The 26407-nt window shown below is 71.3% G+C and carries 22 protein-coding genes; 9 read left to right on the top strand and 13 right to left on the bottom strand.

The window, feature by feature from the left end; all coding sequences use genetic code 11:
• Positions 1–192: 192 nt before the first annotated feature.
• Entirely contained in the window at positions 193–4338 is a 4146-nt protein-coding gene (locus ABZX96_RS13750) for an ABC transporter transmembrane domain-containing protein (protein ID WP_355542853.1), read from the bottom strand.
• Between the two features lie 358 nt (positions 4339–4696).
• Positions 4697–5302 carry a TetR family transcriptional regulator gene (locus tag ABZX96_RS13745; protein ID WP_355542850.1) on the bottom strand — a complete coding sequence of 202 codons (606 nt, stop codon included), beginning with the start codon at positions 5300–5302 and terminating at the stop codon, positions 4697–4699.
• Between the two features lie 486 nt (positions 5303–5788).
• Between ABZX96_RS13745 and ABZX96_RS13740 the strand changes: the two genes are divergently transcribed.
• Entirely contained in the window at positions 5789–6055 is a 267-nt protein-coding gene (locus ABZX96_RS13740) for a hypothetical protein (protein ID WP_355542848.1), read from the top strand.
• Here the strand turns inward: ABZX96_RS13740 and ABZX96_RS13735 are convergent.
• Together ABZX96_RS13735 and ABZX96_RS13730 are read right to left on the bottom strand one after the other, a co-directional pair.
• A complete protein-coding gene (locus ABZX96_RS13735) occupies positions 6015–7301 on the bottom strand; it encodes an esterase-like activity of phytase family protein (RefSeq protein ID WP_355542846.1) in 1287 nt (428 codons plus the stop codon). The two genes, ABZX96_RS13740 and ABZX96_RS13735, sit on opposite strands and share 41 nt — an antisense overlap.
• Positions 7302–7879: 578 nt before the next feature.
• Positions 7880–9532 carry a penicillin-binding transpeptidase domain-containing protein gene (locus ABZX96_RS13730; RefSeq protein WP_355542843.1) on the bottom strand — a complete coding sequence of 551 codons (1653 nt, stop codon included), beginning with the start codon at positions 9530–9532 and terminating at the stop codon, positions 7880–7882.
• A 499-nt stretch (positions 9533–10031) separates the two neighbouring features.
• Here ABZX96_RS13730 and ABZX96_RS13725 point away from each other — a divergent pair, with 499 nt between their 5' ends.
• Both ABZX96_RS13725 and ABZX96_RS13720 read left to right on the top strand, forming a co-directional pair.
• Positions 10032–10829, top strand: a complete 798-nt coding sequence (locus ABZX96_RS13725) for an ATP-binding cassette domain-containing protein (RefSeq protein ID WP_355542840.1) — start codon at positions 10032–10034, stop codon at positions 10827–10829.
• A 48-nt stretch (positions 10830–10877) separates the two neighbouring features.
• Positions 10878–13208 carry a YhgE/Pip domain-containing protein gene (locus tag ABZX96_RS13720; protein ID WP_355542837.1) on the top strand — a complete coding sequence of 777 codons (2331 nt, stop codon included), beginning with the start codon at positions 10878–10880 and terminating at the stop codon, positions 13206–13208.
• 63 nt (positions 13209–13271) lie between these two features.
• On the opposite strand, the gene ABZX96_RS13715 is transcribed toward ABZX96_RS13720, so the two are convergent.
• The 4 genes from ABZX96_RS13715 to ABZX96_RS13700 are packed head-to-tail and all read right to left on the bottom strand — an operon-like array spanning position 13272 to position 14786.
• Positions 13272–13481, bottom strand: coding sequence for a DUF397 domain-containing protein (locus tag ABZX96_RS13715; RefSeq protein WP_355542894.1), 210 nt, complete (start codon positions 13479–13481; stop codon positions 13272–13274).
• Positions 13482–13489: 8 nt separating this feature from the next.
• Complete coding sequence (locus tag ABZX96_RS13710; RefSeq protein WP_355542834.1) at positions 13490–13738, bottom strand: DUF397 domain-containing protein; 249 nt, start codon at positions 13736–13738, stop codon at positions 13490–13492.
• Positions 13726–13920, bottom strand: a complete 195-nt coding sequence (locus ABZX96_RS13705; protein WP_355542831.1) for a DUF397 domain-containing protein — start codon at positions 13918–13920, stop codon at positions 13726–13728. Before ABZX96_RS13705 ends, ABZX96_RS13710 begins: the two co-directional genes overlap by 13 nt.
• Positions 13921–13931: 11 nt before the next feature.
• Entirely contained in the window at positions 13932–14786 is an 855-nt protein-coding gene (locus ABZX96_RS13700) for a helix-turn-helix transcriptional regulator (protein ID WP_355542828.1), read from the bottom strand.
• 179 nt (positions 14787–14965) lie between these two features.
• Here ABZX96_RS13700 and ABZX96_RS13695 point away from each other — a divergent pair, with 179 nt between their 5' ends.
• Complete coding sequence (locus ABZX96_RS13695; protein WP_355542825.1) at positions 14966–15406, top strand: ATP-binding protein; 441 nt, start codon at positions 14966–14968, stop codon at positions 15404–15406.
• A gap of 54 nt (positions 15407–15460) precedes the next feature.
• Here ABZX96_RS13695 and ABZX96_RS13690 read toward each other — a convergent pair whose 3' ends face one another.
• Entirely contained in the window at positions 15461–16078 is a 618-nt protein-coding gene (locus ABZX96_RS13690; protein WP_355542822.1) for a DUF3995 domain-containing protein, read from the bottom strand.
• Between the two features lie 270 nt (positions 16079–16348).
• Here ABZX96_RS13690 and ABZX96_RS13685 point away from each other — a divergent pair, with 270 nt between their 5' ends.
• Positions 16349–16825 (top strand): hypothetical protein, encoded by a 477-nt coding sequence (locus tag ABZX96_RS13685; protein ID WP_355542819.1) that lies wholly within the window; start codon positions 16349–16351, stop codon positions 16823–16825.
• A 39-nt stretch (positions 16826–16864) separates the two neighbouring features.
• Entirely contained in the window at positions 16865–17797 is a 933-nt protein-coding gene (locus tag ABZX96_RS13680) for a methyltransferase domain-containing protein (RefSeq protein ID WP_355542816.1), read from the top strand.
• A gap of 18 nt (positions 17798–17815) precedes the next feature.
• On the opposite strand, the gene ABZX96_RS13675 is transcribed toward ABZX96_RS13680, so the two are convergent.
• Entirely contained in the window at positions 17816–18586 is a 771-nt protein-coding gene (locus tag ABZX96_RS13675; protein WP_355542891.1) for a phytanoyl-CoA dioxygenase family protein, read from the bottom strand.
• On the opposite strand from ABZX96_RS13675, the gene ABZX96_RS13670 reads away from it, so the two are divergent.
• Complete coding sequence (locus ABZX96_RS13670; protein WP_355542897.1) at positions 18509–18865, top strand: hypothetical protein; 357 nt, start codon at positions 18509–18511, stop codon at positions 18863–18865. The genes ABZX96_RS13675 and ABZX96_RS13670 overlap by 78 nt on opposite strands.
• Before the next feature lie 152 nt (positions 18866–19017).
• On the opposite strand, the gene ABZX96_RS13665 is transcribed toward ABZX96_RS13670, so the two are convergent.
• Both ABZX96_RS13665 and speB read right to left on the bottom strand, forming a co-directional pair.
• Positions 19018–21735 (bottom strand): M4 family metallopeptidase, encoded by a 2718-nt coding sequence (locus ABZX96_RS13665; protein ID WP_355542813.1) that lies wholly within the window; start codon positions 21733–21735, stop codon positions 19018–19020.
• A gap of 600 nt (positions 21736–22335) precedes the next feature.
• Positions 22336–23337: an agmatinase gene (speB, locus tag ABZX96_RS13660; RefSeq protein ID WP_355542811.1), complete on the bottom strand. Its 1002-nt coding sequence runs from the start codon at positions 23335–23337 to the stop codon at positions 22336–22338.
• A gap of 111 nt (positions 23338–23448) precedes the next feature.
• On the opposite strand from speB, the gene ABZX96_RS13655 reads away from it, so the two are divergent.
• Complete coding sequence (locus tag ABZX96_RS13655) at positions 23449–24240, top strand: phosphatase (protein WP_355542808.1); 792 nt, start codon at positions 23449–23451, stop codon at positions 24238–24240.
• 273 nt (positions 24241–24513) lie between these two features.
• Positions 24514–25416 (top strand): DUF72 domain-containing protein, encoded by a 903-nt coding sequence (locus ABZX96_RS13650; protein WP_355542805.1) that lies wholly within the window; start codon positions 24514–24516, stop codon positions 25414–25416.
• 87 nt (positions 25417–25503) lie between these two features.
• On the opposite strand, the gene ABZX96_RS13645 is transcribed toward ABZX96_RS13650, so the two are convergent.
• The gene (locus ABZX96_RS13645) at positions 25504–26400 is read right to left on the bottom strand and encodes an acyl-CoA thioesterase II (RefSeq protein WP_355542802.1); all 897 of its coding nucleotides are present in this window, start codon (positions 26398–26400) and stop codon (positions 25504–25506) included.
• Between the last annotated feature and the right edge of the window lie 7 nt (positions 26401–26407).

The raw sequence follows: 26407 nt of genomic DNA, 5'->3' as shown, positions 1-26407 counted from the left end.
CCCGCTTTTCCGGGCTCCCGCGCCGGGCGCGCACTCGGCGTGCTCGGGCGGCGTGCACGCGGTGCGCTCGGGCGGCGCGCGCTCGGGGTGGCCTCAGCCCACCGCCTCACGCCGCCACCGCCTCACGCCGCCACCGACTCGCCCTCCCTGAACGGCATCACGTCGCCACCGGCTCGCCCTCCCTGAGCGGCCTCACGCCGCCAGGGGCTCGTCCTCCCCCGTGAACGCGCGCCACAGCCCGGCATACCGCCCGTCCCGGGCCAGGAGCTGGGCGTGCGTGCCGTCCTCGACGACCCGGCCGTGGTCCATCACGATCACCCGGTCCGCGCGCGCCGCCGTCGTCAGGCGGTGCGCGACGACCAGCGTCGTACGGCGTCCCGCCAGCCGGTCCGTGGCGTGGTTGACGACGGCCTCGGTGGCCAGGTCCAGGGCGGCCGTGGCCTCGTCGAGCAGCAGCACGTCCGGGTCGACGAGTTCGGCGCGCGCCAGGGCCAGGAGCTGGCGCTGTCCGGCGGAGAGGTTGCGTCCGCGCTCGGCGACCTCGTGGAGGTAGCCGCCGTCCAGCGTCGCGATCATCTCGTGCGCGCCGACGGCCCGGGCGGCGGCCTCCACCTCGGCGTCGGTGGCGTCCGGACGGCCGTACGCGATGGCGTCCCGCACCGTCCCGGCGAACAGGTACGACTCCTGCGGGACGACGCCCAGCCGGTGGCGGTAGCCCGTCAGGTCGAGTTCGCGCAGGTCCACGCCGTCCACGCGGACCGCGCCCGCGCTCGGGTCGTAGAACCGCGCGACCAGCTTGACCAGCGTGGACTTGCCCGCGCCGGTCTGGCCGACGAACGCCACGGTCTGGCCCGCCGGAATGGTCAGGTCGATGCCGGTCAGCGCCTCCTCGTCGTCCCCGTAACGGAAGTGGACGCCGTCGAAGCGGATCTCGCCCTTCAGTTCGCGGACCTCGCGCGGCCGGTCGGCGCGCGGCGTGGTGGTCGGCTCGCGCAGCAGTTCCTGGATGCGGCCGAGGGAGACGGCGGCCTGCTGGTAACCGTCGAAGACCTGGGAGAGCTGCTGGACCGGGGCGAAGAACAGGTCGATGTACAGCAGGTACGCGACCAGCGCGCCCGCCGTCAGCGTCCCCGCGCCGACCCGTCCCGCGCCCACGATCAGCACCAGCGCCGCCGCCACGGAGGACAGGAGCTGGACGAAGGGGAAATAGACGGATATCAGGAACTGGCCCCGGATCCGGGCCTGCCGGTAGCCGTCGCTCCGCTCGGTGAACCGGCGCGCCCCGTCGGCTTGGCGGCGGAACGCCTGCACGATGCGCAGCCCGGCCACGTTCTCCTGAAGGTCGCCGTTGACGCCGCTGATGCGCTCACGCGCCAGTTCGTACGCCTTCACGCTCTTCTTGCGGAACACGTACGTGCCGATGACCAGCGGCGGGAGGGTGGCGAAGACGACGAGGGCGAGTTCGACGTCGATGACGAAGAGGGCGACCAGGATGCCGAAGAAGGTGAGGACGGAGACGACGGCGGTGACCAGGCCGGTCTGGAGGAAGGTGGACAGCGCGTCCACGTCCGTGGTCATCCGCGTCATGATCTTGCCGGTCAGCTCGCGCTCGTAGTAGTCCAGGCCGAGGCGCTGGAGCTGCGCGAAGATCTTGACGCGCAGGGAGTACAGGACGCGTTCGCCCGTACGGCCCGTCACGCGGTTCGAACCGACCTGCGCCACCCACTGGGCCAGCACCACGACCAGCGCGAGGACGGCGGCCGTCCACACGCCGGAGAGCGCGGCACGCCGCACGCCCTCGTCGATGCCCTGCCGGATGAGGACGGGCACCAGCAGACCGGCGACCGCGTCCACGGCGACCAGCGCCAGGGCGATCAGCAGCGGGCCGCCGAAGCCGCGCAGCAGCCGCCGCAGGCCGTAGGACTCCTCCGGGCGGGCGGCCTGCTCCTCGTCGATGTCCGGGGTGTCCGTGGCGGGCGGCAGCGCGGCGACCTGGGCCAGCAGTTCGGGCGTGGCGGGGAGCCCGGACGCCATGCCGGCCATGCCGTGGCCGGGGCCGGTGGCGGCGGGCTGGGCGGCCTTGGACGCGGTGGAGGTGGCCTTGGCGGGGGCGTCCTGACCGTCGGTCTCGGTGGTGCGGGGCCATAGGGCGGGGGTGATGCCGTGGGACGTGGTGAGGGCCTGGTGGCCGGTGTCCGTGGCGTCCGGACGGTCGGTCTCGGCCCCGGCCTCGACCTCGGGCTCGGCCTCCGTCCCGGGGAGCAGCAGGCCGGTCGCGGCGGCCTCGCCGCTGAAGGCGCCGATCGTGGCGGAACCGAGCGTGGCGGAGTGAGCGGAGTCGGTGGCCTTGGCTGACGTGCCGGGCTTGCCGGTCTTGCCCGCCGTACCGGGCTTGGCGGCCTTGCCCGACGTACCGGGCAGGGTGCGTGCCAGGGCGCCCGCAGGATCGCGTTCGACGCTGCCGAGCTCGTCCGGATCGTTGAGCAGCCGCCGGTACAGCTCGCAGCGCTCCTCCAGTTCCTCCCGCGTCCCGACGTCCACCAGCCGGCCGCCATCCAGAACGGCGACGCGGTCGGCGAGCGCCAGAGTGGAGGCGCGGTGGGCTATGAGGAGCGTCGTCCGGCCGGACATCACCCCGCGCAGCGCCTCGTGGATCTCGTGCTCCACCCGGGCGTCCACGGCGGAGGTGGCGTCGTCCAGGACCAGCAACGCGGGGTCGGTGAGGATGGCGCGCGCCAGCGCGACGCGCTGCCGCTGCCCGCCGGAGAGCGTCAGGCCCTGCTCGCCGACCTTGGTGTCGTACCCCTGGGGCAGGGCGCGTATGAAGTCGTCGGCCTGCGCGGCGCGGGCGGCGGCGCGGACCTGTTCGTCGGTGGCGTCCGGATTCCCGTAGGTGATGTTGTCCCGTACGGAGTCGGAGAAGAGGAAGCTGCTTTCCGGTACGAGGCCGATGGCGGCGCGCAGCGAGTCGAGCGTCAGCTCGCGCAGGTCGTGGCCGCCGACCAGGACGCGTCCCTCGGACGGGTCGTAGAAGCGCGGCAGCAGCAGCGAGACGGTGGACTTGCCGCTGCCGGACGTGCCGACGACGGCGACCGTCTCCCCCGGCTCGACGCGCAGCGAGAAGTCCTTGAGGACGGGGTGGCCCTCGGTGTAGCCGAAGGTGACGCGGTCGAATTCGATGGCGGGGACGTCGGCCGGAGGGGCCTCGGCCGAAGGGATGTCGGCCGAAGGGGCCTCGGAGCCATCGGCCGAAAGGACGTCAGCCGAAGAGGCATCGTCCTTCGTCCGCCCCTCTGTTCCGGACCGGTTCGAGGGCCGGTGCAGCTCGGCGGGAAGGAGTTCGTGGGCGTCCGGGCGCTCCTCGATCACCGGCTCGGTGTCGATCAGCTCGTAGACCCGCTCGACGCCCGCGCGCGCCTGCTGCCCGACGGTCAGCATCATCGCCAGCATCCGCACCGGCCCGACGAGCTGCGCCAGGTAGGTGGAGAAGGCGACGAACGTGCCCAGCGTGATCTGGCCCCGAGTCGCCATCCAGCCGCCCAGCGCGAGCATCGCGACCTGTCCGAGCGCGGGCACCGCCTGGAGCGCGGGGGTGTAGCGGGAGTTCAGCCGTACGGTGCGCAGCCGCCCGGCGAACAGCCGGCGGCTCACCTCGCGCAGCTTGCCGGTCTCCTGCTCCTCCTGCCCGAACCCCTTGACGACGCGGACGCCGGACACGGCGCCGTCCACGACGCCCGCCACTGCCGCGGCCTGCTGCTGGGCGTACCAGGTGGCGGGGAAGAGGCGGGTCCGGCTCCGCTTGGCGATGAACCACAGGGCGGGCGCCACGGCCAGCGCGATCAGGGTGAGCAGCGGCGACAGCACCGCCATCACGACCAGCGAGATGACGAAGAGCAGAACGTTCCCGATCATCATCGGGAGCATGAACAGCAGCCCTTGGACCAGTTGCAGGTCACTGGTGGCCCGGCCGACCACCTGCCCTGTACTCAGCTCGTCCTGCCGGCGCCCGTCCATCCGGGCTATCGAACGGAACATGCGGACGCGCAGGTCGTGCTGCACGTCCAGGGCGAGTTTGCCGCCGTAGTAGCGGCGTATGTAGGTCAGCGCGTAGACGACGAGCGCCGAGACGATCAGCAGCGTCGCCCAGGGGGCGAGCGACCGCTCGTGGGCGACGATGACGTCGTCGATGATCAACTTCGGGACGAGCGGGACGAGCGCCATGACGGCCATGCCCGCCAGTGACGAGCCGAGCGCCAGCACCACGTCCTTCCGGTGCTGTAGGCAGTGCCGGGTCAGCCTTCGCGCCCAGCCTTGCCGTGCCGTGTCCGTGCCCGCCACCCGTCGCCTCCCGCGTCCACCACGGCTCCGTATCGGCCGCTTCTCCGGAGGCTCCAACGCCCTGGCGTGCGATTTTCATCCCATCGCAACAAAAGGAGTGGGGTGGGGGGAGGCGCAGGGGGCGCGTGGGGGGGGCGCCCGGTGTGGGTGCGAGGGGCCCCGGTGTTGCGGGGCTGTGGACGCAAGGCCGCACGGCCACACGGCTGCGGGCGCGCGGCGGGGCCGGGCGGCTGCCGCCGGACCCTGGCGCGCGGCGGGGCCGGGGGCTACCGCCGGACCGGTTCGCGGTGAATGGGCGGTGACGGGACGGGCGCGGGCCCGCCGAGGCCCCTCGGACGGGCTCCGCCTCGGTCCCCGGCTACCCCTCTCGTCCCTCTCGCCCCTCCTGGCCCGCCAGCCTCCGGACCAGGCGGACCAGCCCCGCCCGTTCCGCCTCGGGCCCGGGCGCGCCGCCGTAGATCATGCGTACGGCCTGGGGAACGCTGAACCACCACGACGCCAGGGCGAGGACCGCGTAGAAGAGGGTGTCGGGTTCGAGGCCCGGGTCGAGGGTGCCGTTCGCCTGGGCCTCGGCGAGTGCCCGGACGCGGGAGCTGTACGTGGCGGTGCGCTCGGCCTCCTTGAGCGCCGGTTCGTTGCCGTTCCGCAGACCCTCCCAGTGGAGCAGGCGGATGAACTGGGGGCGGGCGCGGTGGTAGTCGTACAGCCGTGCGGCGTAGTCGCCGAGGTCGGCGGCCTGCTCGACGGTGACGGGGATGGTGGTGGAGATTCGTTCCAGCTCGGTCTCCAGGACGTGCCCGAAGAGCTGCTGCTTGTTGCCGAAGTACTGGTAGATGCGCTCTTTGTTCACCCCGGCCCGGGTCGCGATGGCGTCGATGCGGGCGCCGTCGAAGCCGCGGTCGGCGAATTCGTGCACGGCGGCGTCGAGGAGCGCTTGTCGGGTGCGTGCGGTGTCCCAGGCCATGGGCGCAGCCTACGCCATCTCCAACCAGTCGTTTGGGAATCGGTGGGCCCCGTGTTAGCTTCCAACCAAACGTTTGGAGTTTGTGTGGCCCGCGGAACCGCACGGCCGCGGGCGCACACCCATGCCCGCGGGCGTGTGCACCGGCGTGCGCTTCGTCCGTACGCCGGAGTGCGCAACCGGGCAGGGGGACGGACCGCGACCCGGCCCAAGACCCGCCCCCACGACTCCGGACGTGGCCCGGCCCATTGCTCCCCGACGGGCGACGGCCACGGAGGCCCGGGGGCCGGAACGCCCATTCCCGTCCGGCCACATCCCCAGCCCCGCGGCCTTACGGACCCACAGCACAGCCCCGGCTCCCCAGGCCTGGGGCTCCACAGCCCTGGATCAGCCGCCCCGGGACAGCCGACAGCCGTCTCGGGTCAGCCGTCCCGAAGGCAGCATCCCGGCCGCCGCCCGGGCCCCGCCCACCACGACAGGAGGAACACCGTGTCCGCCCCCGCCCCCGCGTCCGCGCCTACCCCACCGCCCAAGCACCACATGGCGCTGATGATCTGGCTCGCCGTCTTCCCGACGCTCACCGTGCTGCAACTCCTGCTGCACCGCTGGATCGGCGGCCTGCCCTCGGTCGTCCAGACGCTGATCCTGACCGTGCTGGTGGTGCTGACGGTGGTCTACGTGCTGATGCCCCGCTACCAGCGCGTGCGCCTGCGCCTCATCGGCCGACGCGCACGGTCATCTCGTAGAGCCGGGTGATCTGTGTCGCCCGCTCGTTGTCGTCGCTGACGAGCAGGAGGCGCAGCCGTCCGCCGGGCGCGCGGCCGAGCACGGTCATCCCCTCGATGTTGTCGAGCAGCGGGTTGGTCTGCGGCTGCTTGGCGGGGGCGCCCAGGGACGGGCACCGGCCGAGGTCGCCGAGCAGCCGCTTGGTCACCGGCCGGACGCGATCCCGGCCTTCCCGACCTTCCCGGGCTTCCCGACCTTCTCGGCCTTTCCGGTCGGACGCGCTCGCCGCGCCCACCGCGCCCGGCAGCCGCTCGACACCGCTGACGTCGCTCGCGCGGCGGGTGTCGGCCAGGTAGAGCCGCACCGTGTTGCCGACCCCCGCCGTGAAGCCGCGTTCCAGGACGAGCAGCCACCCGTCCGGCACAGCGGCGAGCTCGACGACGCCGAGGCCCTTGTCGACGGGGTAGGCGTACTGGGCGCCCAGGCGGTAGCCCGCAGCCTCCCGGTCGCGGTCGGCCACCCGGTCGTGATCACCGGCGGTCGGCGTGGCGCGCCCCCCGGCCCGTCCGCCGAGGCCGTGTCCATGGGCACGGGCCCCGCCCCCGACCCGGTGAACGCCGTGGCCCCCGTGCCCTGTCCGCTGCTGCCAGGTCTGGAACCGTACGAGCGGACGCCCCGCGCCGTCGGCCCCGTCCCCCGTCAGCGCGCCCTCCATGGAGGCGATCACGGTCCGGCCGCGCCGGGTCAGCCCCTCGAAGGTCTGGTTGTCCCGCGCCCGGCCCGCCGGGGCCACCCGCAGCATGTCGGGGACGGGCAGTCGGCCGAGCAGCCGGCCGTCCCTCTCGTAGCGCCGTACGGAGGGTTCGGTCTCCGAGGTGACGAGGTACCGGCCGGAACGCTCGACCACCAGCCCCTCGGCGTCCAGTTCGCCGCCCTTCTCGTCGGCGAGCGACCTCACCCGTACGGGCCGACGGCTCGCCTGGTCCAGGGAGAACAGCTTCGAGCGGTCCGAGAGGGCGGCCAGGGTACCGTCGGTGTCGACCGCGAGGGCGGAGAGGTTGCCGACGTAGGTGTTCTGGAAGGTGGCCTTGTCGAGGTGGTCGGAGTAACCACGGATGGAGAGGGAGGGGGAGCAGGCGTGCCCCGCTCCGGCGTGCACGGCCTCGCTCACCACCTCGTGCGCAACCGCGCTCGTCACCTCGTACGCGCCGGTTCGCGCGCCCGCGCCCGGCGCCGCCGCGACCGGTCCCGCGCTCAGCGCCGTCACCGTCAGCATCCCGGCGACGGCGGCGGCGACCCCGGCGGTCCGGCGCCTCCGCCCGGGCTTCACCTTCCCGGCTGCGGACGGCCCGGCAGACGGCCCGACTGCGAACGGCCGGGCGGACGGCCCGGCGAACGGCCCGGCTGCGAACGGCCCGGCAACCGGCACCGGCACCGGACCATCGCCCCTGTCACGCGCGATCCCACTCCGCCCGGCCCCACTCTCCGCGGCCTCATTCCACCCGGCCCGACTCCCCGCAGCCTCATTCCACCCGGCCCGACTCCCCGCAGCCTCATTCCCCCCGGCCCCATTCCGCCCGGTCTCATTCCGCCCGCCCCCGGACTCCTCCGGCCCGTCCACTGCGTGCACTGCGTCCACCACGGTCTTCCTCCCGGTCTCTCTACGGCGGCGGGGCGCCCGGAGTACGGCGGTGGGGCGCGCCCGGACCCACGCGGTACCCAGCGGGGCGGCACCGTCTCGGCGCGCCCTCAGGACTCACCCGCACGGCACGCCATACGCCGCACCCGCACGCCTCCCCTACAAGGGGCCACGCCCCACCGGTCCGCCCCCGCGACCGTCCCGCCCCCGCTCTCTCAGCGGCTCGCTCCCAGTACCCGCCGCACGATGGGCCCGGCCGCGTCCCCGCCGTGTCCACCCTGCTGCACGACGGCCGCCGCGGCGGCGTCGTTCCGGTAACCGAGGAACCAACTGTTGGCGTCGCCCTGGCCATCGGCCTCCGCGGACCCGGTCTTCGCCCCGATGTTGCCGGGGAGCCCGGCCATCACGTGCCGGGCGGTGCCGCTCACCGCCGTCCGCCGCATCATCGCCCGCAGTTGCCGGGCGACCGACGGCGACAGCGCCCGTTCCGCCTGGATGCGGGGCCGGTCGTCCAGGCCGGCGGGCACCAGCCTGGGCTGGACGAAGTACCCCGCCTTGGCCGTGGCCGCCACCGACGCCATGTTCAGCGGGTTGACCTCGATGCGGCCCTGGCCGATCAGGGCCGCGGGGGTGTCGGCGCCCTCGCTCGGCGGCACGCTGCCGTCGAAGGTCGGCACCCCGGCCTGCCAGTCGCGGCCGAGCCCGAACACCTCGTTCGCCTCCTCGGCCAGGTCCTCACCCGTGAGCCCGTCCGCGAACCCGATGAAGGCGGTGTTGCAAGAACGGGCGAAGCTCTCCGCGAAGGTGCCGCCCCGAATGCTGAGGTAATCCAGGTTGTGGAACCGCCGCCCGCCCCCAGTGACGAACTTCGGGCACTCCACCACCTTGCCCGCCGAGACCAACCCCTTCTCCATCAGGAGCGCGGCACTGACGACCTTCATGGTCGAGCCGGGCGCCATCCGACCCTCGAAGGCGGCGTTGAAACCGTCCGCCCTATGGTTGGCCACCGCCAGGATCTCCCCGGTCGTCGGTTTGACGGCGACCACCGACGCCTCCGGGTAGTCCTTGACCGCCGCCTCGGCGGCCCGCTGCACCCGCGCGTCCAGCGTCGTGCGCAGAACGGCCTTCCGGCCCTCGGCGACGGTGTGCAGCGTCTCCCCCGGCAGGCCGTTCTCGTCGGTGATCCGCACCTCCACGCCCGCCACGCCGCCCGCCTTCTCCCCGTACTTCTCGCGCAGGGCGGGCAGGACGGCGCTCAGCGACGGATACGCGCCGGCGTCCAGGGGCGCGCCGTCGCGATCGACCGCGCGTATCGGCGGCGCGCCCCCCGCGCCGGTCCGCAGGTTCTCGCCGCGCCGGAGCTTGGGGTGCAGGATCGCGGCCTGCCAGTCGACCAGCGCGTTACCTGTCGTCCGGCCGCGGACGACGGCCAGCGAGGAATCGTACGACCAGGTGGAGTGCCGCACGGAGACGCCGCCCCCGTCCTTCTCCACCTCCATCTCGAACTCCGCGGTGACGTGGAAGGGGACGCGGTTCCCGGTCGGCTTGCCCGGCGTCAGCCTCAAGCGGGCGACGCGCGCCTCTTCCCGGAAGGTGGTCAGGGCCTGCGTTGCGCCTTCCGCGTTGTCCGTGAGCGCGGCGGCGCCCGACGCGTCGCCCTTCGCCCAGGCGGCGAGGAAGTCCCGCGTGGTCGTGCGTATCTCTTCGGCGGTCGGTGGGCCGGTTCTGACGGGTTCCGGGCCGTTCACGTTCCCGCTGCCGGTGTTGCCGTCGGCCAGCGCCTCGAAGATGTTGTAGCCGCCGACTCCGGCGACCCCCACCACGGCGGCGGCCACCGCCCCCACCACGACCTTCGCGCCCGTACGCACCGTCGTCCTTCCCTCCCCCGGGCCGGCGGCGCGCTCCCTCACCCCTGCGGGCCGCCATCCCCGTGCAAATCCTCACCGTGCCCGGTAACCCGTTCGTCACCGCGCCATGGCCATGCCATGACGTGTCATGGCGCGACATGGCCGTTCATCACAACGGCATGGCCGTGCATCACCGCGTCATGAACACGCAAGGAAGGACACTATGGGGCACAAACGATCACGCGCGCCTCATCACTGCGACGGATTGGTCACTTTTGGCCGAGATCGGCCATTCACTTCCGCACCTCGACCGATCCGAACCAGCCAACTTCTTGGAGCCGTCGCCCGCCGGTCTCGCCCGCTGGCGCCAAAGTGGCGCCTTGCCCTCTCCCCCCGCCAGCGCACACACCCGCGCGACGAACCCGGCCGCCCCCTGCCCGAAACCCCCACCCCGATTCGGTGTTCCGGAATCCCATGCGGCACACTTTTAGACTGACTAGTCAGATCAAAAGGAGGGGTCGTGGACACCACCCGCCAGGCGGCGGCGGTCAACGCCAGGGGAATCGGAGTCAAGGGCCCGCGCGGCTGGGCGTTCAAGGACGTGCACATCGCGGCCGAACCGGGTTCGCTGATCGCCATCGAGGGCCCCTCCGGTTCCGGCCGCACCTGCCTCCTGCTGGCACTGACCGGGCGCATGAAGCTCACCGAGGGACACGCCACGGTCGCCGGCTTCCCACTCCCCAAGCGCATGGGGACGGTGCGCAGCCTCACCGCCATCGCCCACGTCCCCGGCGTCGCCGAGCTCGAACCGGCGCTGACCGTCGGCGAACACCTCAAGGAACAGGCGCTGCTGAACAGCCGCCTGACCGCCTCCCTGGGCACCGCCCTCCCCTGGAGCCGCCGCCACAAGGACGCCGTGCGCGCCCGCACGGACGCCGCGCTCCAGGCCGTCGGACTCGACCCGGCCACCCTCCCCAAGGGCCTGCGGACGACCGTCCGGGACCTGGAACGGCTGGAGGCCCTGCGCCTCTCCCTCGCCCTCGCCGTCATGCACGGCCCGCGCCTGGTGGCCGTCGACGACCTGGACCTCAAGCTTTCCGAGAGCGAGCGCACCGAGGTGTGGCAGCTCCTGCGCGACATCGCCCTGAACGGCACGACCGTGGTGGCCGTCGCCTCGTCCGCACCCGCCGACGCCCTGCGGGTGACCACGGGGCCGGACGAGCGTCCGGTGGACCTTCACAAGGTTCCGGCCCCGCACTTCGCCGCGTCCGGCGCGGGTGTCGGCGCCCCCGAGCACGCCGACGCCTCCGCCCGGTGACCCGGCACCCCCTCTTTCCCCCGGCCACTCACGAGAAGGACACCATCCATGCGTTCGCCCAAGCTCGCCGCGCTTGAGCTCAAGCGCTTCGGCAGGGGCAAACTGCCCCGGCTGGGCCTCGTCGCCCTGATGCTGATACCCCTGCTGTACGGCGCGCTGTACCTCTGCTCGTTCTGGGACCCGTACTCCAAGCTGGACCGCATCCCGGTCGCGCTGGTCAACGAGGACAAGGGCGCCGAGGTCGGGGGCGAAAAGATCACGGTCGGCGACGACCTGGTCAAGAACCTCCAGGACAGCAAGACCTTCGACTGGCAGGAAGTCGACGCCAAGGAGGCCGCCGACGGCCTGGAGGACGGCAAGTACTACCTGACCCTGACCGCCCCCGCGGACTTCAGCAAGCGCGTCACCTCCAGCTCCGGCGACAACCCGGAAACCGGCGCCCTCAAGGTCCGCACGAACGACGCCAACAGCTACATCGTCGGCTCGATCTCCAAGACGGTGTTCGCGGAGATCCGCTCCAAGACCTCCACGAAGGCGTCCCGCCGCTTCTACGACAAGATCTTCGTCTCCTTCTCCAACCTGCACGACCAGACGAAGAAGGCGGCGGACGGGGCCGGGGAGATCGACAACGGCGTCGGCAAGGCCAAGGACGGCTCGGAAAAGCTCGTCGACGGGCTCGGCAAGCTGGACGAGGGCTCCGGGAAGGTCAGCAAGGGGGCCGGGGATGTCAGCAACGGCGCTGGGAAGCTGAGCGAAAAAGCTGGAGAACTCAGCAAGGGCGCAGGTGACCTGAGCAACGGAGCCGACAAGGTCAACAAGGGGGCAGGGGACGTCAGCAATGGCGCCTCCGTAGCCGCCAGCAAGGCACGGCAGATCAGCGAGGGCACCGACAAGATCGCAGCTGGAACCCAGCAGCTCGCCGAGCAGGTCAACGACATCGGTGACAAAGCGCTGCCTTTCCTCAAGAAGCACAGCAAGGAGATCGGCGACCAGGCGAAGGTTGTCGCAGACGGCGCGCAGGCGTTCGCCGCGATCCTGGGCGAACTTCCCAAGGACGCCGGCCAGGTGGCGCAGGAGGCCCGTCGTTCCGCCGACGAGCTGAAGAGCGCGTATCAGCAGCAATGCGGCGATGCGGCAGCGGCGAACTGCCCGACGCTAAAGAAGGCTGTCGACGCCGCCGAGACCGTCGCCGACGTGGCCAAGAAGACGAACGACATCGTCGCCGCCAACACGGGGGACATCACCGCGCTTCAGGGCAAGCTGCGCGACCTCCAGAAGGACGCCACGCTGGTCGCCGAGCGTGCGCCGACCATTGCAAGCGATGCGGACAACGCCGTCCGCAAGATCAATGAACTCAACAACGGCGCGCAGCAGATATCCAAGGGAGCGGCTCAGTTCGCCCAGGGCATCGACACGCTCGCCGGTGGTGCCGGCCAGGTGGCCGATGGCACGGGTAAGGTCGCCGGCGGCGTAGGAAAGATCGCCGACGGAGCGGGCAAGATCGCCGGTGGCGCCGGTGACCTGGCATCCGGTGCCGGAAAGGTCGCCAACGGTGCCAACGAAGTCCACACCGGCATCGGCAGCGCCAAGGAAGGCGTCCTCAACCTCGACGGCGGCCTCTACAAGCTCAAGGACGGCACCAACCAGCTCGCCACCAGCCTGAGCGGCGGCGTCGACAAGATCCCCGACCTCGACAAGAAGGACCGCGACGCCCGGACCGAGGTCATGGCCAACCCGGTCGAGCTGGCCTCCCAGTCCCTGCACAAGGCGCCCAACTACGGCACCGGTCTGGCCCCGTACTTCATCCCGCTGTCCCTGTGGGTCGGCGCGATGGTCGCCTTCATGCTGCTCCAGCCGCTGGGCAAGCGCGCGCTGGCCGCGGGCGCCCCGGGCCGCCGGATCGCCCTCGGCGGTTGGCTCCCCGCCTTCGCCATCGGCATCGTGCAGGTGCTGGCCCTGATGGCGGTGCTGCACTGGGCCCTCGGCCTGGAGATGGAGCGCCCGGCGCTGGTCATCGGCTTCCTGATCCTGGCCACCGCCTGCTTCACGGCGATCATCCAGCTCCTGGGCGCCGTGTTCGGCCCGGCGGGCCGCGTGCTGACACTGGTGGTGCTGATGCTCCAGCTCACCTCGGCGGGCGGCACCTACCCGGTCGAGACGAGCCCCGGTTTCTTCTCTGCGCTGCACCCGTTCCTGCCGATGAGCTACGTGGTCGACGGCCTGCGCCGCCTGATCACCGGTGGTGACCTGGCCATCGTCTGGCAGGGCTTCGCGGTCCTGGGCGCCTTCACGGTCGGCGCCCTGGTCCTGACCTCGCTGGCGGCTCGTGGCCGTCAGGTCGTCCGGATGAAGGACCTGCACCCGGAGCTGAGCCTGTGAGGTAGGGCTGAAACATGATGAGGGCGGTACCGATCGGTACCGCCCTCATCGCTTTCCTGCTTGTTATGACCGGACCACGATTCGCCCGTTCTTCAAGCTGCCGACAAAGCCCTCAAAGCTTTCGGGAGAGACATGGAGGATGGTGGCCGGCGCGTCGCCCTCCCGCAGCTGAACGACACCGCCTTGGCGCGCCGCCTCCACGCAATTTGGACCTTCACATCCCGAGAACGAGGACTTCCGCCATGCGCCGCCTCCCTCACTTTCCCTCACCATCGCGTAGGTCATTGGTTCATACCGGATTTCAGGCTCTTCACAAGCTCTCGCGTACTCGCTACTGAGACAACGAGGATTACGCCTGGCTCATCACTTTCACGCAGCACGACTGCCGGGCCGACCCCAACGCCACCTTCCTCTCCGGCATCAGACAGGGAGGACCGTTCCCAGTTCGCCATTTCGACGCAGTTCTCCCCTGCCGCGCCGGAAAAATACGACTTCTGCCACCGTAGAGACTCCTGGGTCAGCCTTCGCATGGTGAGTGACCTTTCACGAAGTGCACAAGCGCGTAAAGACTCGACAGCCCCACAATGAGCACCGTTGCGGGCTCATCGCTCTCCCGCACCAGGAAGAAGCCATCCCGGCACGCGATCTCAAGGCAGTTCGGCCCATTGCCACCCGAGTAGGAGGACTTCTGCCAGCACAAGGCATCACTCATGCTTCGTCACCTCATAGTTCCCGTGCGATGTGATGGATGAGCTGCCGGGACGCCTCGGGAAGCAACGCGACCGCCTCCGCGTTGTCGAGCAGCTTCCGATGCCGGTCCAGTTCGGCTTCCGCGTTCAGGTGCACTCCGCCGAACGGTAGGTCCAACTGAACTGTGTCCAATTGCGGTACGACACCCCCCGCGTAGAGAGCCGGTTGCGTTACCTCCACGAACTCTTCGGTGGCGAAAGGAATGATGAGTAGCGTCACCTTCGGCCAGCAGCTCACTTCCATTAGCCACTCAAGCTGTTCTCCGATTACCTTGCGACCGCCAAAACGCATGCGCAAGGCGGCTTCGTGCACGATCGCCACAAACGGCGGAGGATCATCGCGCTCCAAGATCACTCGGCGGCGCATGCGGTGTCCGACCCGAGCATCGACTTCCTCCGGCGGAAGGAGTGGCACCGCCTCGCTGAAGAGCACCCGTGCGTAGCCCTCGGTCTGCAAGATCCCCGGAACGCAAACGATCTGCGACGAGCGCAAGTACGTGGCGTGGTGCTCCAGCTCCGCCAGGTCCAAGAACGCGGGCGGCAGGATTCCCCGATACTCGTCCCACCAGTGCTCACCACGGCGCTCCCTGGCAATGGCGCACAAGGCGTCGATCAGCGCTCCATCCCCGCAGGAGTAGAACGCCGCGAGTCGCCTGATCCGCTCCTCGCCGATACCCATGCGGCCTGACTCGATATTGCTCACCCGCGCTTGATCAACGCCGAGAAGCCCTGCGGTCTCTCGGGCAGTGCGGCCCGCTTTCTCGCGGAGCTTCCTCAGTTCCGCGCCCAGGCGAGCTTGCCGGGCAGTCGGTGTGTCCCTGGGTGGCATGGCTTCCTCCGAAGCTGCAACAAGCCAATCGCTTATCTATCTCAACAGCCCACTCTTCCGGGGGAATTACGCACCGAACCATGTACCGGTACACGACTGTACCGTACGTTCTGTGATCGCACCGTCACACACGGCGGTGTCGGAAGTTGCGTTCCCACGCGATCCCACCGGGAGTCTCCATGCCAGACTCAACGCCCACCCGCACCTACAAGATGCGGGCCCCCAACACCCCCGAAACCGCCAAGGTCGCCCGCGAATTGGTGGCCGGCGTCCTGATGGCCACCGACCATCCGTCGCTCATCGACACCGCGCGCCTGCTCGTCTCAGAGATCGTCGCCAACGTCTGTATGCACACCACGGTCCCGCTTCTCCTGCTGGAGGCCACCGTGCGCGGCGATCAACTCCTGGTATCCGTACGGGACGACGACCCGCGCGGCATCCCCACCGCCCGCCACACCGCCCTCGGGGACTCCGAGCGCGGGCGCGGCCTGCTCCTCGTCGAAGAACTCGCCGCCGCCTGGGGCACCGTCTGGCACGGCGGGGTCTGCCCGACGAGCAAGTGCGTCTGGTTCGAGTTGCGGGACGAGCCCGAGGAAGACGGACCACGGCCTCACCCGTGACGGCCGCCAACCGACGCCCGGCAACCGCTGCCAACCGGCGCCCGGCAACCGCCGTCAGCCGATCCCGGTAATCGACGACGCCAACGAGAGGAGCAGGGCGCCGAGCGCGCCCACGGCTCCGTAGATCCGCAGCGCGCGGTGGTCGTCGTACCGGCGGACGTACCGCACCGTGGCGGCGGCGAAGGCCAGGCCGCCGGCGACGAACCACGGGCCCCACAGGTAGAGGTACCAACGGGTCAGCCCGAGCAGGCCAGGCTCGACGGCGACGAACCCGGCCTCCACCTGCACACCGTGAACGACAAAAAGCCCGCCGTGCCAGGCGAGCAGGACGGCCGCGCCGCCTCCGCAGAACACCAGCAGACGGCTCATCCGAAGGCCGCGCACCCGCGTCAGGCCGATGCCTATCAGGGCGCCGACGAGCTTGAGGAAACCCGTCACCCACAGGACGGCCATGAACCACGGCACGCCGTCCCGGGCGAGTTTCACCAGCGAGGGCGACACCGTCGACTCCGCGCCGAAGGTGCTGCCCATCGCCCAGACGAAACTGGGGATCGCGAACAAGACTCCCCATACGGCCACGGCATAGCCCGGCCATTTACCCGGCGGTTGCCGGAACGTCAGGTGCGGAATCGGGGCGAGCTGCGTGATGAGGGCATGACGCTTGGACGGCATTTCTTCATCGTGGCAGCAGCGATATGGAGGGGCGTCGTCCCGATGGACGATCTTCTCTCCGTTGGCGTGGCCCAGGGGAACGGCTTCGCCCGTATCCCTGGGCCACGCACCCGTCCATGGGGCAGGTGCGGTGACTGACCGCTCAACTGCTCGCGTGGCCGGGAGGAACGTCACGTACGAGATGCGGAACCCGGCCGACTCCTGGCCGACTCGGCACGGCGGTGGGACCATCCCCCCACCACCGCGCCGACTCGGGAAAGGAGTCGTGCCATGCAGACCACCGAATCGGAACTGATCTGGCAGGGCCGTGTCCATTTGGGTGACGAACCCGGTGTGTACGCGGATGCCGCATACAGCGGACTGGCCGTGGAAATCCCGGTGACGGTGATCCGTACGGTGCCCTCCGGGCCGAACACCACCACACTGACCGTGGACACGCAGGACGTGCGGACCTTCGCGGGATATCCGGGACACCTGGTGCAGGTGTTCCTGTTCGAGCCGGAGCCCAACAAGCCGGGGCATTTCCAGCGGACGGTGCTGGCGAGCCGTCGCCTGACGACGGCGGACAACAACCACCAGGAAGTGCCGGTGGATTTCACCGGACACCAGGCGCCGCACCGGGTGAGTGTCCGCATCACCGTGGACACCGAAGTGCCGCCGGGGCTGTACGACGATTTCGTCTTCGTGCGGCTGTCGAACCAGTCGGAGAACTTCGTGTACGTCGCGTCGCTGGGGTTCCGCGCGTAGGCGCGGATCATGCGGCGCGGATCGTGAGCGGTGCGCACCATGGCAGGGGGAATGGTCAACGGCGCCGTCGACCCGGGGCATTACGGCGCCGATCCGATCGGGTCCCGGGTGGGTTGTCCGGGTGCCGGAATTCTCGCGTATCTGACGCGGGACATGCTGCATCCGCCGATGGTGGACGACGACGCCATGTGGGCGGACGGAAACCGCTGGTACGACGGCGCCGCCGAACACGTGCGGGCCGTGGGGCGGATGGCGGGGCTGAAACCCGGTGACCGTGTGCTGGACATCGGGTGTGGAATCTGCGGTCCGGCGCGGCTGCTCGCGCGGGAGTACGGGGCGGTGGTGAGCGGCGTCAGCACGTCGGCGGTTCATGTGGCGAGTGCGGTGGAATTGAACGCGCTGGGGAGCGAGGCCAAGCCCTCAATGCCCGGGACCGTTTCCATTCGCCTGGCGGATTGCCAACTGGGTCTCGGCACCGCGGAATTCGACGCGGCCGTGAGCATCAACATGCTGTACCAGGTGGCCGATCACCGGGCCATGTACGGGAGCGTCTTCCGGGCCCTGCGGCACGGCGGTTGCCTGGTACTCGACGATTGGATGCTCACGCCGTTGGCGGGTGGAGCGGAGCTGACGGAGCTGGCCGAGCACTTCCAGTTCGCGTCGTTCGCCCGGACCGACCGGGTGGAGACCGAACTGCTGGCGGCGGGTTTCCTGCCGCTGGAGCTGGTGCACGACTTCGGCCGGGTCGGACGGCTGAGCATGACCCGTCACTTCGAGCGGGTCATGCGGGAGCATTTCGCCGGGCGGGTGGAAGGCGACTGGCCCGTGGGCAAGGAGGGCGACCCGGCGCCGCCGATACGCGGGGACCTACTCGTCGAGCATTTCGTGGCGGCGGTGAACGTGACGCTGCGGTTGTACGCGCGGCGGTGCCTCACCTACCGGCGGATTCTCGTACGAAAGCCGGAAGAGTGAGGCCATCGCGGATGCCGGTCAAGCGCCTGCGCGTGGTGATGGGGACCGGTTGAATTCCGGTGCCGGGGCCGGGGGCCCTTGGTAATCGGGCAGCCAGGGGATCAGGGCGGCGCTCGGGGCGTCCTTTCCGCAGGCTCCGGCGGGTGGCTGGCTGGGGTGTTGGCTGTAGAAGTGGCGGAATCCGGCGGGGAGGCGGGAGAAGTCCGGGAGGTACCAGAGCGTGACGCACCGGCGGGGTTTGTCGGTGCGATTGGGGTGGGTGGCGTGCAGGAGGCGGGCGTCGCCGACGACGAGGTCGCCGGCCCGTACCGGCACGTCGCGTTCTCCGTTCTGGTGGGCGTATGCGGGATGGTCCGCTTCGAGGCGCTCCATTTCCTCGCCGTGGGCCGGGGGGAGGACGCCGTGCAGGAAATGGCCGCGCCGGTGGCTGCCCGGGATGACGCGCAGGCAGCCGTTTTCCGGTGAGGTGTCGTCCAGATAGACCATGAGGAAGATCTGCGGGGCGAGCGGGGCGTGGGAGACGTCCTCGTTCCAGGCCCACCAGTCCTGGTGCCACCACAGGGCGGGGGAATGCGCGGGTTTCCCGATGACGTAACCACTGAGCCAGCGGACGTCGGCGAGCCCCAATCGCGTGAAAGCGGATCGGATATCGGGGTGGATGAGGGAATCCGCCACGCGCGGGTCGCGGTAATCGAGGGCGATCATGCTGCCGTGGTGGGCGTAACGGCGCAGGTGTTCCGTCGTCAGGCTGTTGATTGCCTCGTCGGCCAGTTGGCGGAAGGTGGCGATCAGGTCGGCTCGCAGGCGTCCCGGCAGGTGGGCGTAACCGTCCCGCAGGAGGGCCGCACCCGCATTCCGGTCGGTGCATTCGGCACTTCGGTCGGCATTCCGCTGGGCACTCTGGTCGGCGCTTTGGCCGGCACTCCGGTGGGTGCTTTGGTCGGCATTCCGGTGGGCACTCTGGTCAGCGCTCTGGTTGGGGGAATCGTGATCGTGCGTGGCCGCGTGTTTCACAGTGCGGCAACTTACGCCTGCCGGAGCTCGTGGGGCGGGAATTCCCGGATGTGAGCGGATGTGGCGGCACGGGCCCGAGGTACCCGCCAACGACGCGGGCCCGAGGTATCCCCAACGACGCGGGCTCGACGTATCTCCCCACGCGACGCGGGCCCGAGGTATCTCCCCCGGGCCCGGGTTCGTCCGTAACGATCAGAGCCGACGTCTCACCGGCACCCGCCCCGCACCGGCCCGGAGCGCGTCACCAGGTCGGTCTGGCCACCCGTCCCGTCCAGCCACAGCACGGCCCGCCCGGTGTCGGCGGTCGCGCGGATCTGGGTTCCGCGGTCGCAGGAGAGGCGGGCGGGTTGGCCGCCCTTGAGGGGGAGTTGGTGGAGCTTGGTGAGATTGGCGTTGGACATGCCCGTGCCCTCCGGCACCTCGACGTAGGTCACGGCCTGGTCGGATGCGGTGACGAGGGTGCTGCGCGGCGCCTGCGGGGAGGTGGCGGGCAGCACGTCGCGGACGCGGGTGCTGTCCAGCGCGCCCGCCCGTATGGCACTGCGGTCGGTGGCGGCCCGGCCCCGTTCGATCCACAGGAGTTCGCCGCCCGCGAGGACGGTGTACGCGGCGAGCGGGGAGGTGGCGCCGGTGGTGTCCTGCGGCAGGTGCTGGGCGGTGACCTTGCCGCGGGCGATGTCGTAGACGGTGGGGACGAAGAGGGTGCCCTTTTCGGCCCTCCAGTACTCCGACCAGGCGAGTTTCCCGTTCCGCAGGGTGACTCCCCACGCCTGGTGGCCGTCCGGCAGCGGGACGGCGGTCGCGGGCGCGCCCGCGCGCGAGAGCCGGACGGTGGCCTGGCCGGTCGCGTAGTCCAGGAGCTGGAAGGCGATGTCGTCGCCGGAGATCCGCAGTTCGCCGGGCTGGCCGGTGGCGGTGCGGAAGACGCTGCGGATCGGGCCGCCGGCCAGCTCGCGGGTCAGCACCTCCATGCCCCACTCACCGCCCGCCACCGCGCCGTACGCCATCCACACGGCCCGTTTGCCGTCGGTGGCCGCCCAGGCGTGCCAGCGCCCGTCGTCCGGGCTCAGGCGGCGGACCTTGCCCTTGCCGTCGGTGCGGCCGGTGTAGACGGCGGGGAGGGTGTTGCCGGTGGCGTCGGAGTTGGACATCACCCACCGGCCGTGGGCGGCGGAGGGGGCGCCCATGGTGTCGGTGATGTTCGGCAGGACCGTGCGGCTGTCGATGCCGATGTGGCGCTGCCAGCCCTCGCGGATGCCGTGCGCGTCGAAGGCGCGGGCGATGGTGCGCAGTTCGGCGCGGGACAGGCCGTTGGCCTCGGCGGCGGCGAGCACCGCGTTGCGGCCGTCCACGAAGTCGTCCAGCGGGGTCAGGTACTCGCTCAGGGCGGTGTAGACGACCTGGTCGGCGGTGCGCGGGGACAGTTTCTCGCGCACGTCCCACAGGGCACCGGAGAAGATCGTGGAGTTGAGGTGTACACCGCCGTTGTCGTTGTCTACGGTGACGCCGAGGTAGTCCTTGGTGGTGCTACGGCCGTCGTTGAGGTCGCGTATCGCGCACTTCTCCGGCGTGCCGGTGCGGCACAGGTCCTCGCCGAGGAGCCCGGCGCGCGGGTCGGACATGGCCAGGCCCTTGGACTCGACCTCGATGGCGTTGCCGAAGTAGTCGGCGAGCGCTTCGTTGAGGGCGCCGGACTGGTTGAGGTAGAGCAGGTTGGCGGTGTGCGTGATCACGCCGTGGGTCATCTCGTGGCCCGCCACGTCCAGGGAGGCGGAGAAGGGCAGGTAGGTGCCCCCGCCGCCGTAGACCATCTTCGTCCCGTCCCAGAAGGCGTTGGCGTACGGACGGCCCCGGCTGGTCACGTTGACGACCGAGGTGATCGTCCCGCCCTTGCCGTCCAGGCCGTCGCGCCCGAAGCGGGACTTGTAGAAGTCGTGGACCTTCGCGGCGTTGATGTGCGCGTTGACGGCCCCGGAGGTCCCGGCCGCCTCCGGGAAGGCGGGGGCCGGGCTGGTGACGGGGGTGAGCCCGGCGGGCATCTCGCCCAGGAAGTCGCCGTAGTCGCGTCCGTCGGCGTCGTAGGTGTCGATGCGGGCGCCGCGCGTGAGGTCCGTCATGCGGTACGAGCCGTCGTCCTGCTTGGCGGCGTCGAACGTGGCGGGCTTGCCGTGGACGTCCGTGCCGGTGGCGGTGGCCGGGCTCTCGCCGCGCTGACCACTGCGGGCTTCCGTTCTCCCGGAGGCGGACGGGGCCTCGCCGCGCTGCCCGCTGCGGACCTCCGCTCTTCCGGCGGTGGCCGGGCTCTCGCCGCGCTGCGCGCTGCGGGCTTCCGCTCTTCCGGCGGTGGCCGGGGCCTCTCCGCGCTGTGCGCTGTCGTAGGTCAGTGCGACGCCGCCCACGGTGGCGTCCACGTACACCTCGCGCAGCACCGGCTCGCCGGAGGCCGCTTCGACGGCGCGCAGCGTGTAGTGGCGGGTCAGGCGGCCCGTGCCGCCGGGGAGGACGACGAGCCCGTGCTCGGTGACGGAGGCGTCCGCGCGGGTGCGGGGGTCGGTGAGGGTGGCCAGCGCCATGCCGCGCGAGGCGGCGGCGGGGACGGTGGCGGTGGTCGGCGCCGCCAGGCCCGTGTAGAAGGCGCCGCCGGTGCCGGTGACCCGGCGCTCGTCCCCGCTGCCCGCGAAGTGGACGAGGTACTGGGCGCCGAGCACCGGTATGCCGTGGTGCCGCTGCTGGAAGCGGACGGTGCGGCCCTCGGTCCGTACGGCGGCGAGGTCGGCGGGGGCGGTGGCGACGTGGTACCGGTCGGGGTGCGCGGCGAGGTGCCGGCGGGCCGCGGCCTCCGCGCTGCCGCCCGCCGCCTTCTCGGCGAGGCCCGTGACCAGGCGCGGGGTGGCGGTGCCGTCCCCGGCGACGATGCCCGGCACCGGGTCGGGGGCGGCTTCGGCGGACGGTGATGCCGCGAACGCCTGCGGGGCGGCCAGCCCGGCGAGGAGGGCCGCGGCGGCGATCGCCGCGGCGGCCCTTGGGGGTGTGCCCGTACGTGGTGCGGAATCCGCGGAACGTGCGGCATGCGGTGAACGTGCGGAACGCGGCGAACGTGCGGATCGTGCGGATCGTGCGGAACGTCTGCTACGTGGTGCGGAACGCCTGGCCACCGAACCTCCCGAACGAGAGTGACGGCCGTGACCGATGGGTCACGGCGAGCCACGTCAGCATCGTCCGTGGGGTGACTGAGCCAGAAGGGGCGTGAACGGAAATGACCGAAGGGCGGCGGGCGGTACGCACCTTGTTGTGCGGTACCTGACGGATTCTGGTCTGGACCTGGGGAGGTTTTTCGTCAGGTTCGGCCCGCTCGGAGGAAGCCCCGTCAGGCCGGAGTCCCGGTCTGACGGAACCCCGAGCCGACGGGCCCCCGAGCCGACGAGACCCCAGCCTGACGGGTCCCCGACCCGACGGGACCCCCGCCCAACGGAACCCCGGCCCGCCAGGACCCCCGCCCGACAGGCCCCCGATCCCCCGAAGCCTCAGCCCTCCCCGCGCCCCGCCGCGATCTGCCGGGCCATGATCGTCGTCAGCTCGTACGCCGTGTGGGAGGCCGCCACCGAGGTGATCTCCGCGTGGTCGTACGCCGGGGCGACCTCCACCAGGTCGGCGGAGACCAGGTTGCAGGAGGACAGGCCGCGCACGATCTCCAGCAGTTCGCGGGAGGTGAGGCCGCCGGCCTCGGGGGTGCCGGTGCCGGGGGCGTGCGCCGGGTCCAGGACGTCGATGTCGATGGAGATGTACAGCGGCCGGTCGCCGATGCGCTGCCGGAGCTGGTCGGCGACCTCGTCCACGCCGCGCCGCATCACGTCGGCGGAGGTGACGATGCCGAAGCCCATCTTCGCGTCGTCGTCCAGATCCTTCTTGCCGTACAGCGGACCGCGCGTGCCGACGTGCGAGAGGGCGGAGGTGTCGAGGATGCCCTCCTCGACGGCCCGGCGGAACGGCGTGCCGTGGGTGTACTCGGCGCCGAAGTAGGTGTCCCAGGTGTCCAGGTGCGCGTCGAAGTGGAGCAGCGCCACCGGGCCGTGCTTCTTGGCGAGCGAGCGCAGGAGGGGCAGGGCGATGGTGTGGTCGCCGCCGAGCGTCATCAGGCGCGCGCCGGTGTCCAGGAGGGCGTCCGCGCCGGCCTCGATGGTCTCGACGGCCTCGTTGATGTTGAACGGGTTGGCGGCGATGTCGCCGGCGTCCGCGACCTGCGCGAGCGCGAAGGGGGACGCGTCCTGCGCCGGGTTGTACGGGCGCAGCAGGCGGGACGCCTCGCGGATGGCGTTGCCGCCGAAGCGGGCGCCGGGCCGGTAGGAGACGCCGGTGTCGAACGGGACGCCGACGACGGCCACGTCCGCCGTGCCCACCTCGTCGAGGCGGGGCAGCCGGGCGAAGGTGGCCGGGCCCGCGTAGCGCGGGATGCGGGAGGAGTCGACGGGGCCCACGGGCTCGCGGGCGGGCTGGGCAGCGGCGGAAGCAGCGGAAGCAGCGGTCATGGGGGTGAGGGTAGGGAAGGCGGGCGGCCTGGCCCATGGACATTTCCGCCACCACGCCGGAGGGAGCTGGACATCCCGTCCACCCCGAGGTGTGTCAGGGACAATGACCCCATGCCGATACTGCCGCCGGCCCCGAGCCGCGCCGAACTGGTCGACCACCTCGTACGGACCCGGATCGCCGGCGAGGTCGCCACCCCCCGCGAGAACAACCTCGACCACTACCGGAAACTCGCCAACGGCAACCGCCACTACTGGTTCGGTCTGGAATTCGGCGACCGCTGGACGGACGAACAGGACGTGCTCGCCGTCATGGCGGAGCGCTGCGGCGTCAGCGACGACCCGGACCACCGGCAGGGCCAGGACACCATCGACCCGATGCTGACCATCGACGCCCTCGACCGCGCCGCGATGGTGCTGCGCAAGGCCGCCGCCGGGCGGCAGCGGGTCCTGTTCGCCACCGGCCACCCGGGCGGCCTGATGGACGTCCACCGGGCCGTCGCCGAGGCGCTGCGCGCGGCGGGCTGCGACATCGTCGTCGTGCCGGACGGGCTCCGCGCGGACGAGGGCATGGTCTACCAGATCGCCGACGTGGCCGTGCAGGAACGCGGCGCCACACTGTGGCACACCCACTCCCCCGCGCCGATGGCCGCCATCCTGGACGCCCTGGAGGGCAGCGGCCAGCCGCTCCCCGATCTCGTCATGGCCGACCACGGCTGGGCGGGCTGCGCGGGCCAACGCGGCATCGACGCCATCGGGTTCGCCGACTGCAACGACCCGGCCCTGTTCCTCGCCGAGGCGGAGGGGACGGTGCAGGTGACGATTCCGTTGGACGACCATGTCCTGAGCCCGCGTTACTACGACCCGCTGACGGCTTATCTGCTGGGGGCGGCGGGGCTGAGATGAGGGGCCTGAGGCTTCGATGAGGGCTGCGGGGCGCTTCTGAGGGCTGAGGGCTGCGGGGCTCTTCTAAGGGGAGGGCGGTGGCTCTTCTGAGAGGGGCGGTGGGGCTCTTCTGAGGGCGGTGGCTCTTTTGAGGGCGGTGGGTGGCCGGGCTCGTGTTTCGGGGTCGGTCGGCCGTCCTTCCTCCGTACGAGCCCCGCCGCACAGATCGCCGCCGCCGCACACGGACAACCACCGGACACGGATAACCGCCGCATACCGGGTAGCCGCGCCCCCATGGCACGCATCCTCACCGGAACCTGTTCGTGGACCGACCCCCGTCTGACCTCCTCCGCCTGGTACCCGAGGACCGTGGCGTCCGACGCCGCGGCGCGGCTGCGGCACTACGCCTCGCGGCTGCCGCTCGTCGAGGTGGACGCCACCTATTACGCCCTGCCCAGCGAACGCAACAGCCGTCTGTGGGTGCAGCGCACGCCGGACGGCTTCGTCTTCGACGTCAAGACGTTCTCGCTGCTCACCGGGCATCCCACACCGGTGTCCGCGCTGCCGCGCGAGCTGCGGGAAGCGGTGCCGAGGAACGGGCGGCGGACCACGCACGTGCGGCCCGGCGGGGTGCCCGACGAGGTGGCGGACGAACTATGGGGCCGGTTCGTGGGCGCGCTGCAACCGCTCCACACTGCCGGGCGGTTGGGCGCGGTGCAGCTCCAGTTCCCGCCCTGGCTGGCGCCGGGCCGGGCGGCGGAGAAGACGGTGGCCGCGTGCCGCGCCCGCTGCGCGGGGCTACGGGTCGCGGTGGAGTTCCGGCACCCGGGGTGGTTCGCCCCCGAGCGGCTGGCGCGCACCGTGGATCTGCTGGACGACCTCGACGCCACGTTCACGGCCGTGGACACCGTCCAGGGCCTGCCCTCGTCCCTGCCGCCCGTCACGCCGGTGTCCTCCGCCGAATTGGCGGTGGTCCGCTTCCACGGCCGCAACCCCGCGTGGGCCACCGGCACCAAGGAGGAACGCTTCCGGCACGACTACACCGCCGACGAACTCACCGAATGGCTGCCGCGCGTCCGCCTGCTGGCGGACCGGGCGCGCGAGGTGCACCTGCTGTTCAACAACTGCTGCGCGGACGCGGCGGCCCGGGCGGCGGAGAGGATGGCGGGGCTGGTGGGGACGGAGGAGGACGGGTGAGGGTGCTCCTGTGTCTTTGAGCCCCTGTGCCCCTGTGCCCCTGTGTCCTTGCGTCCTTGCGTCCTTGCGTCCTTGTGACGCCCGCTCTCAGCTCGTCGCCCGGTTCCGAGGCGCCCGGACGACGCCCTCCTGGACCACGGACACCACCAACCGCCCATCGGCCGTGAAGATCCGTCCCTGGCCGAGCGCGCGACCGCCCTGGGCGGTCGGCGACTCCTGGTCGTACAGCAGCCACTCGTCGGCACGCAGCGGGCGGTGGAACCACATCGCGTGATCCAAACTCGCCCCGACCACGTCGCCGACCGTCCAGCCGCCCCGGCCGTGGGCGAGCAGCACCGAGTCCAGCAACGTCATGTCGGAGACGTACGTGACCAGGCCCAGGTGCAGCAACGGCCGGTCGAGATCGCCGTCGAGCTTGCCCTGTGTGCGGAACCAGACCTGCGAACGCGGTGCGCGCGGCTCGCCCACGCTGCCGAACGGCGGGGCGTCCACGTACCGCAGGTCCACGGCGGCACGCGCCTCCAGCATCCGCCGCAGGACGTCCGGGCCGCGGAAGCGGTGGGCGTACCGGGGCAGCAGTTCCTCGGCGGTGGGAAGCGTCAGTGGGTCCGGCGCGTGGGGCATCGGCTCCTGGTCCGCCAGCCCTTCCTCGTACGCGTGGAAGGAGGCCGTCAGGTGGAAGATCGCGCGGCCGTGCTGGACGGCGACGACCCGGCGGGTGGTGAAGGACCGGCCGTCGCGGAGCCGGTCGACGGTGTAGACGATGGGCGCGCCGGGGTCGCCGGGCCACAGGAAGTACGCGTGCAGGGAGTGCGGCGGACGGTCGTCGGGAACCGTCCGCCCGGCCGCGACCAGCGCCTGTGCGGCGACCTGCCCACCGAAGACGCGCGGGACGAGGGACGGGCGGGACAGGCCGCGGAAGATGTCCTCCTCGATCCGCTCCAGGTCGAGCAGATCGAGGAGGGAGCGCAGCGCGTCGTTCACGGGGTTT

This window comes from Streptomyces sp. NPDC003077, assembly GCF_040611095.1.
Lineage (GTDB): Bacteria > Actinomycetota > Actinomycetes > Streptomycetales > Streptomycetaceae > Streptomyces.
Note: the sequence above shows the minus strand (reverse complement) of the source record. Positions and strands in the feature narration are given on the sequence as shown.

Bases quoted from the DNA above. Each gene is read 5' to 3' on its own strand.
- ABZX96_RS13705 (WP_355542831.1), bottom strand. From the start codon at position 13,920: ATGAGTGATGCCTTGTGCTGGCAGAAGTCCTCCTACTCGGGTGGCAAT.
- ABZX96_RS13735 (WP_355542846.1), bottom strand. From the start codon at position 7,301: ATGCTGACGGTGACGGCGCTGAGCGCGGGACCGGTCGCGGCGGCGCCG.
- ABZX96_RS13685 (WP_355542819.1), top strand. From the start codon at position 16,349: ATGCAGACCACCGAATCGGAACTGATCTGGCAGGGCCGTGTCCATTTG.
- ABZX96_RS13710 (WP_355542834.1), bottom strand. From the start codon at position 13,738: ATGCGAAGGCTGACCCAGGAGTCTCTACGGTGGCAGAAGTCGTATTTT.
- ABZX96_RS13690 (WP_355542822.1), bottom strand. From the start codon at position 16,078: ATGCCGTCCAAGCGTCATGCCCTCATCACGCAGCTCGCCCCGATTCCG.
- ABZX96_RS13715 (WP_355542894.1), bottom strand. From the start codon at position 13,481: ATGGTGAGGGAAAGTGAGGGAGGCGGCGCATGGCGGAAGTCCTCGTTC.
- ABZX96_RS13720 (WP_355542837.1), top strand. From the start codon at position 10,878: ATGCGTTCGCCCAAGCTCGCCGCGCTTGAGCTCAAGCGCTTCGGCAGG.
- ABZX96_RS13680 (WP_355542816.1), top strand. From the start codon at position 16,865: ATGGCAGGGGGAATGGTCAACGGCGCCGTCGACCCGGGGCATTACGGC.
- ABZX96_RS13655 (WP_355542808.1), top strand. From the start codon at position 23,449: ATGCCGATACTGCCGCCGGCCCCGAGCCGCGCCGAACTGGTCGACCAC.
- ABZX96_RS13745 (WP_355542850.1), bottom strand. From the start codon at position 5,302: ATGGCCTGGGACACCGCACGCACCCGACAAGCGCTCCTCGACGCCGCC.
- speB (WP_355542811.1), bottom strand. From the start codon at position 23,337: ATGACCGCTGCTTCCGCTGCTTCCGCCGCTGCCCAGCCCGCCCGCGAG.
- ABZX96_RS13700 (WP_355542828.1), bottom strand. From the start codon at position 14,786: ATGCCACCCAGGGACACACCGACTGCCCGGCAAGCTCGCCTGGGCGCG.
- ABZX96_RS13695 (WP_355542825.1), top strand. From the start codon at position 14,966: ATGCCAGACTCAACGCCCACCCGCACCTACAAGATGCGGGCCCCCAAC.
- ABZX96_RS13650 (WP_355542805.1), top strand. From the start codon at position 24,514: ATGGCACGCATCCTCACCGGAACCTGTTCGTGGACCGACCCCCGTCTG.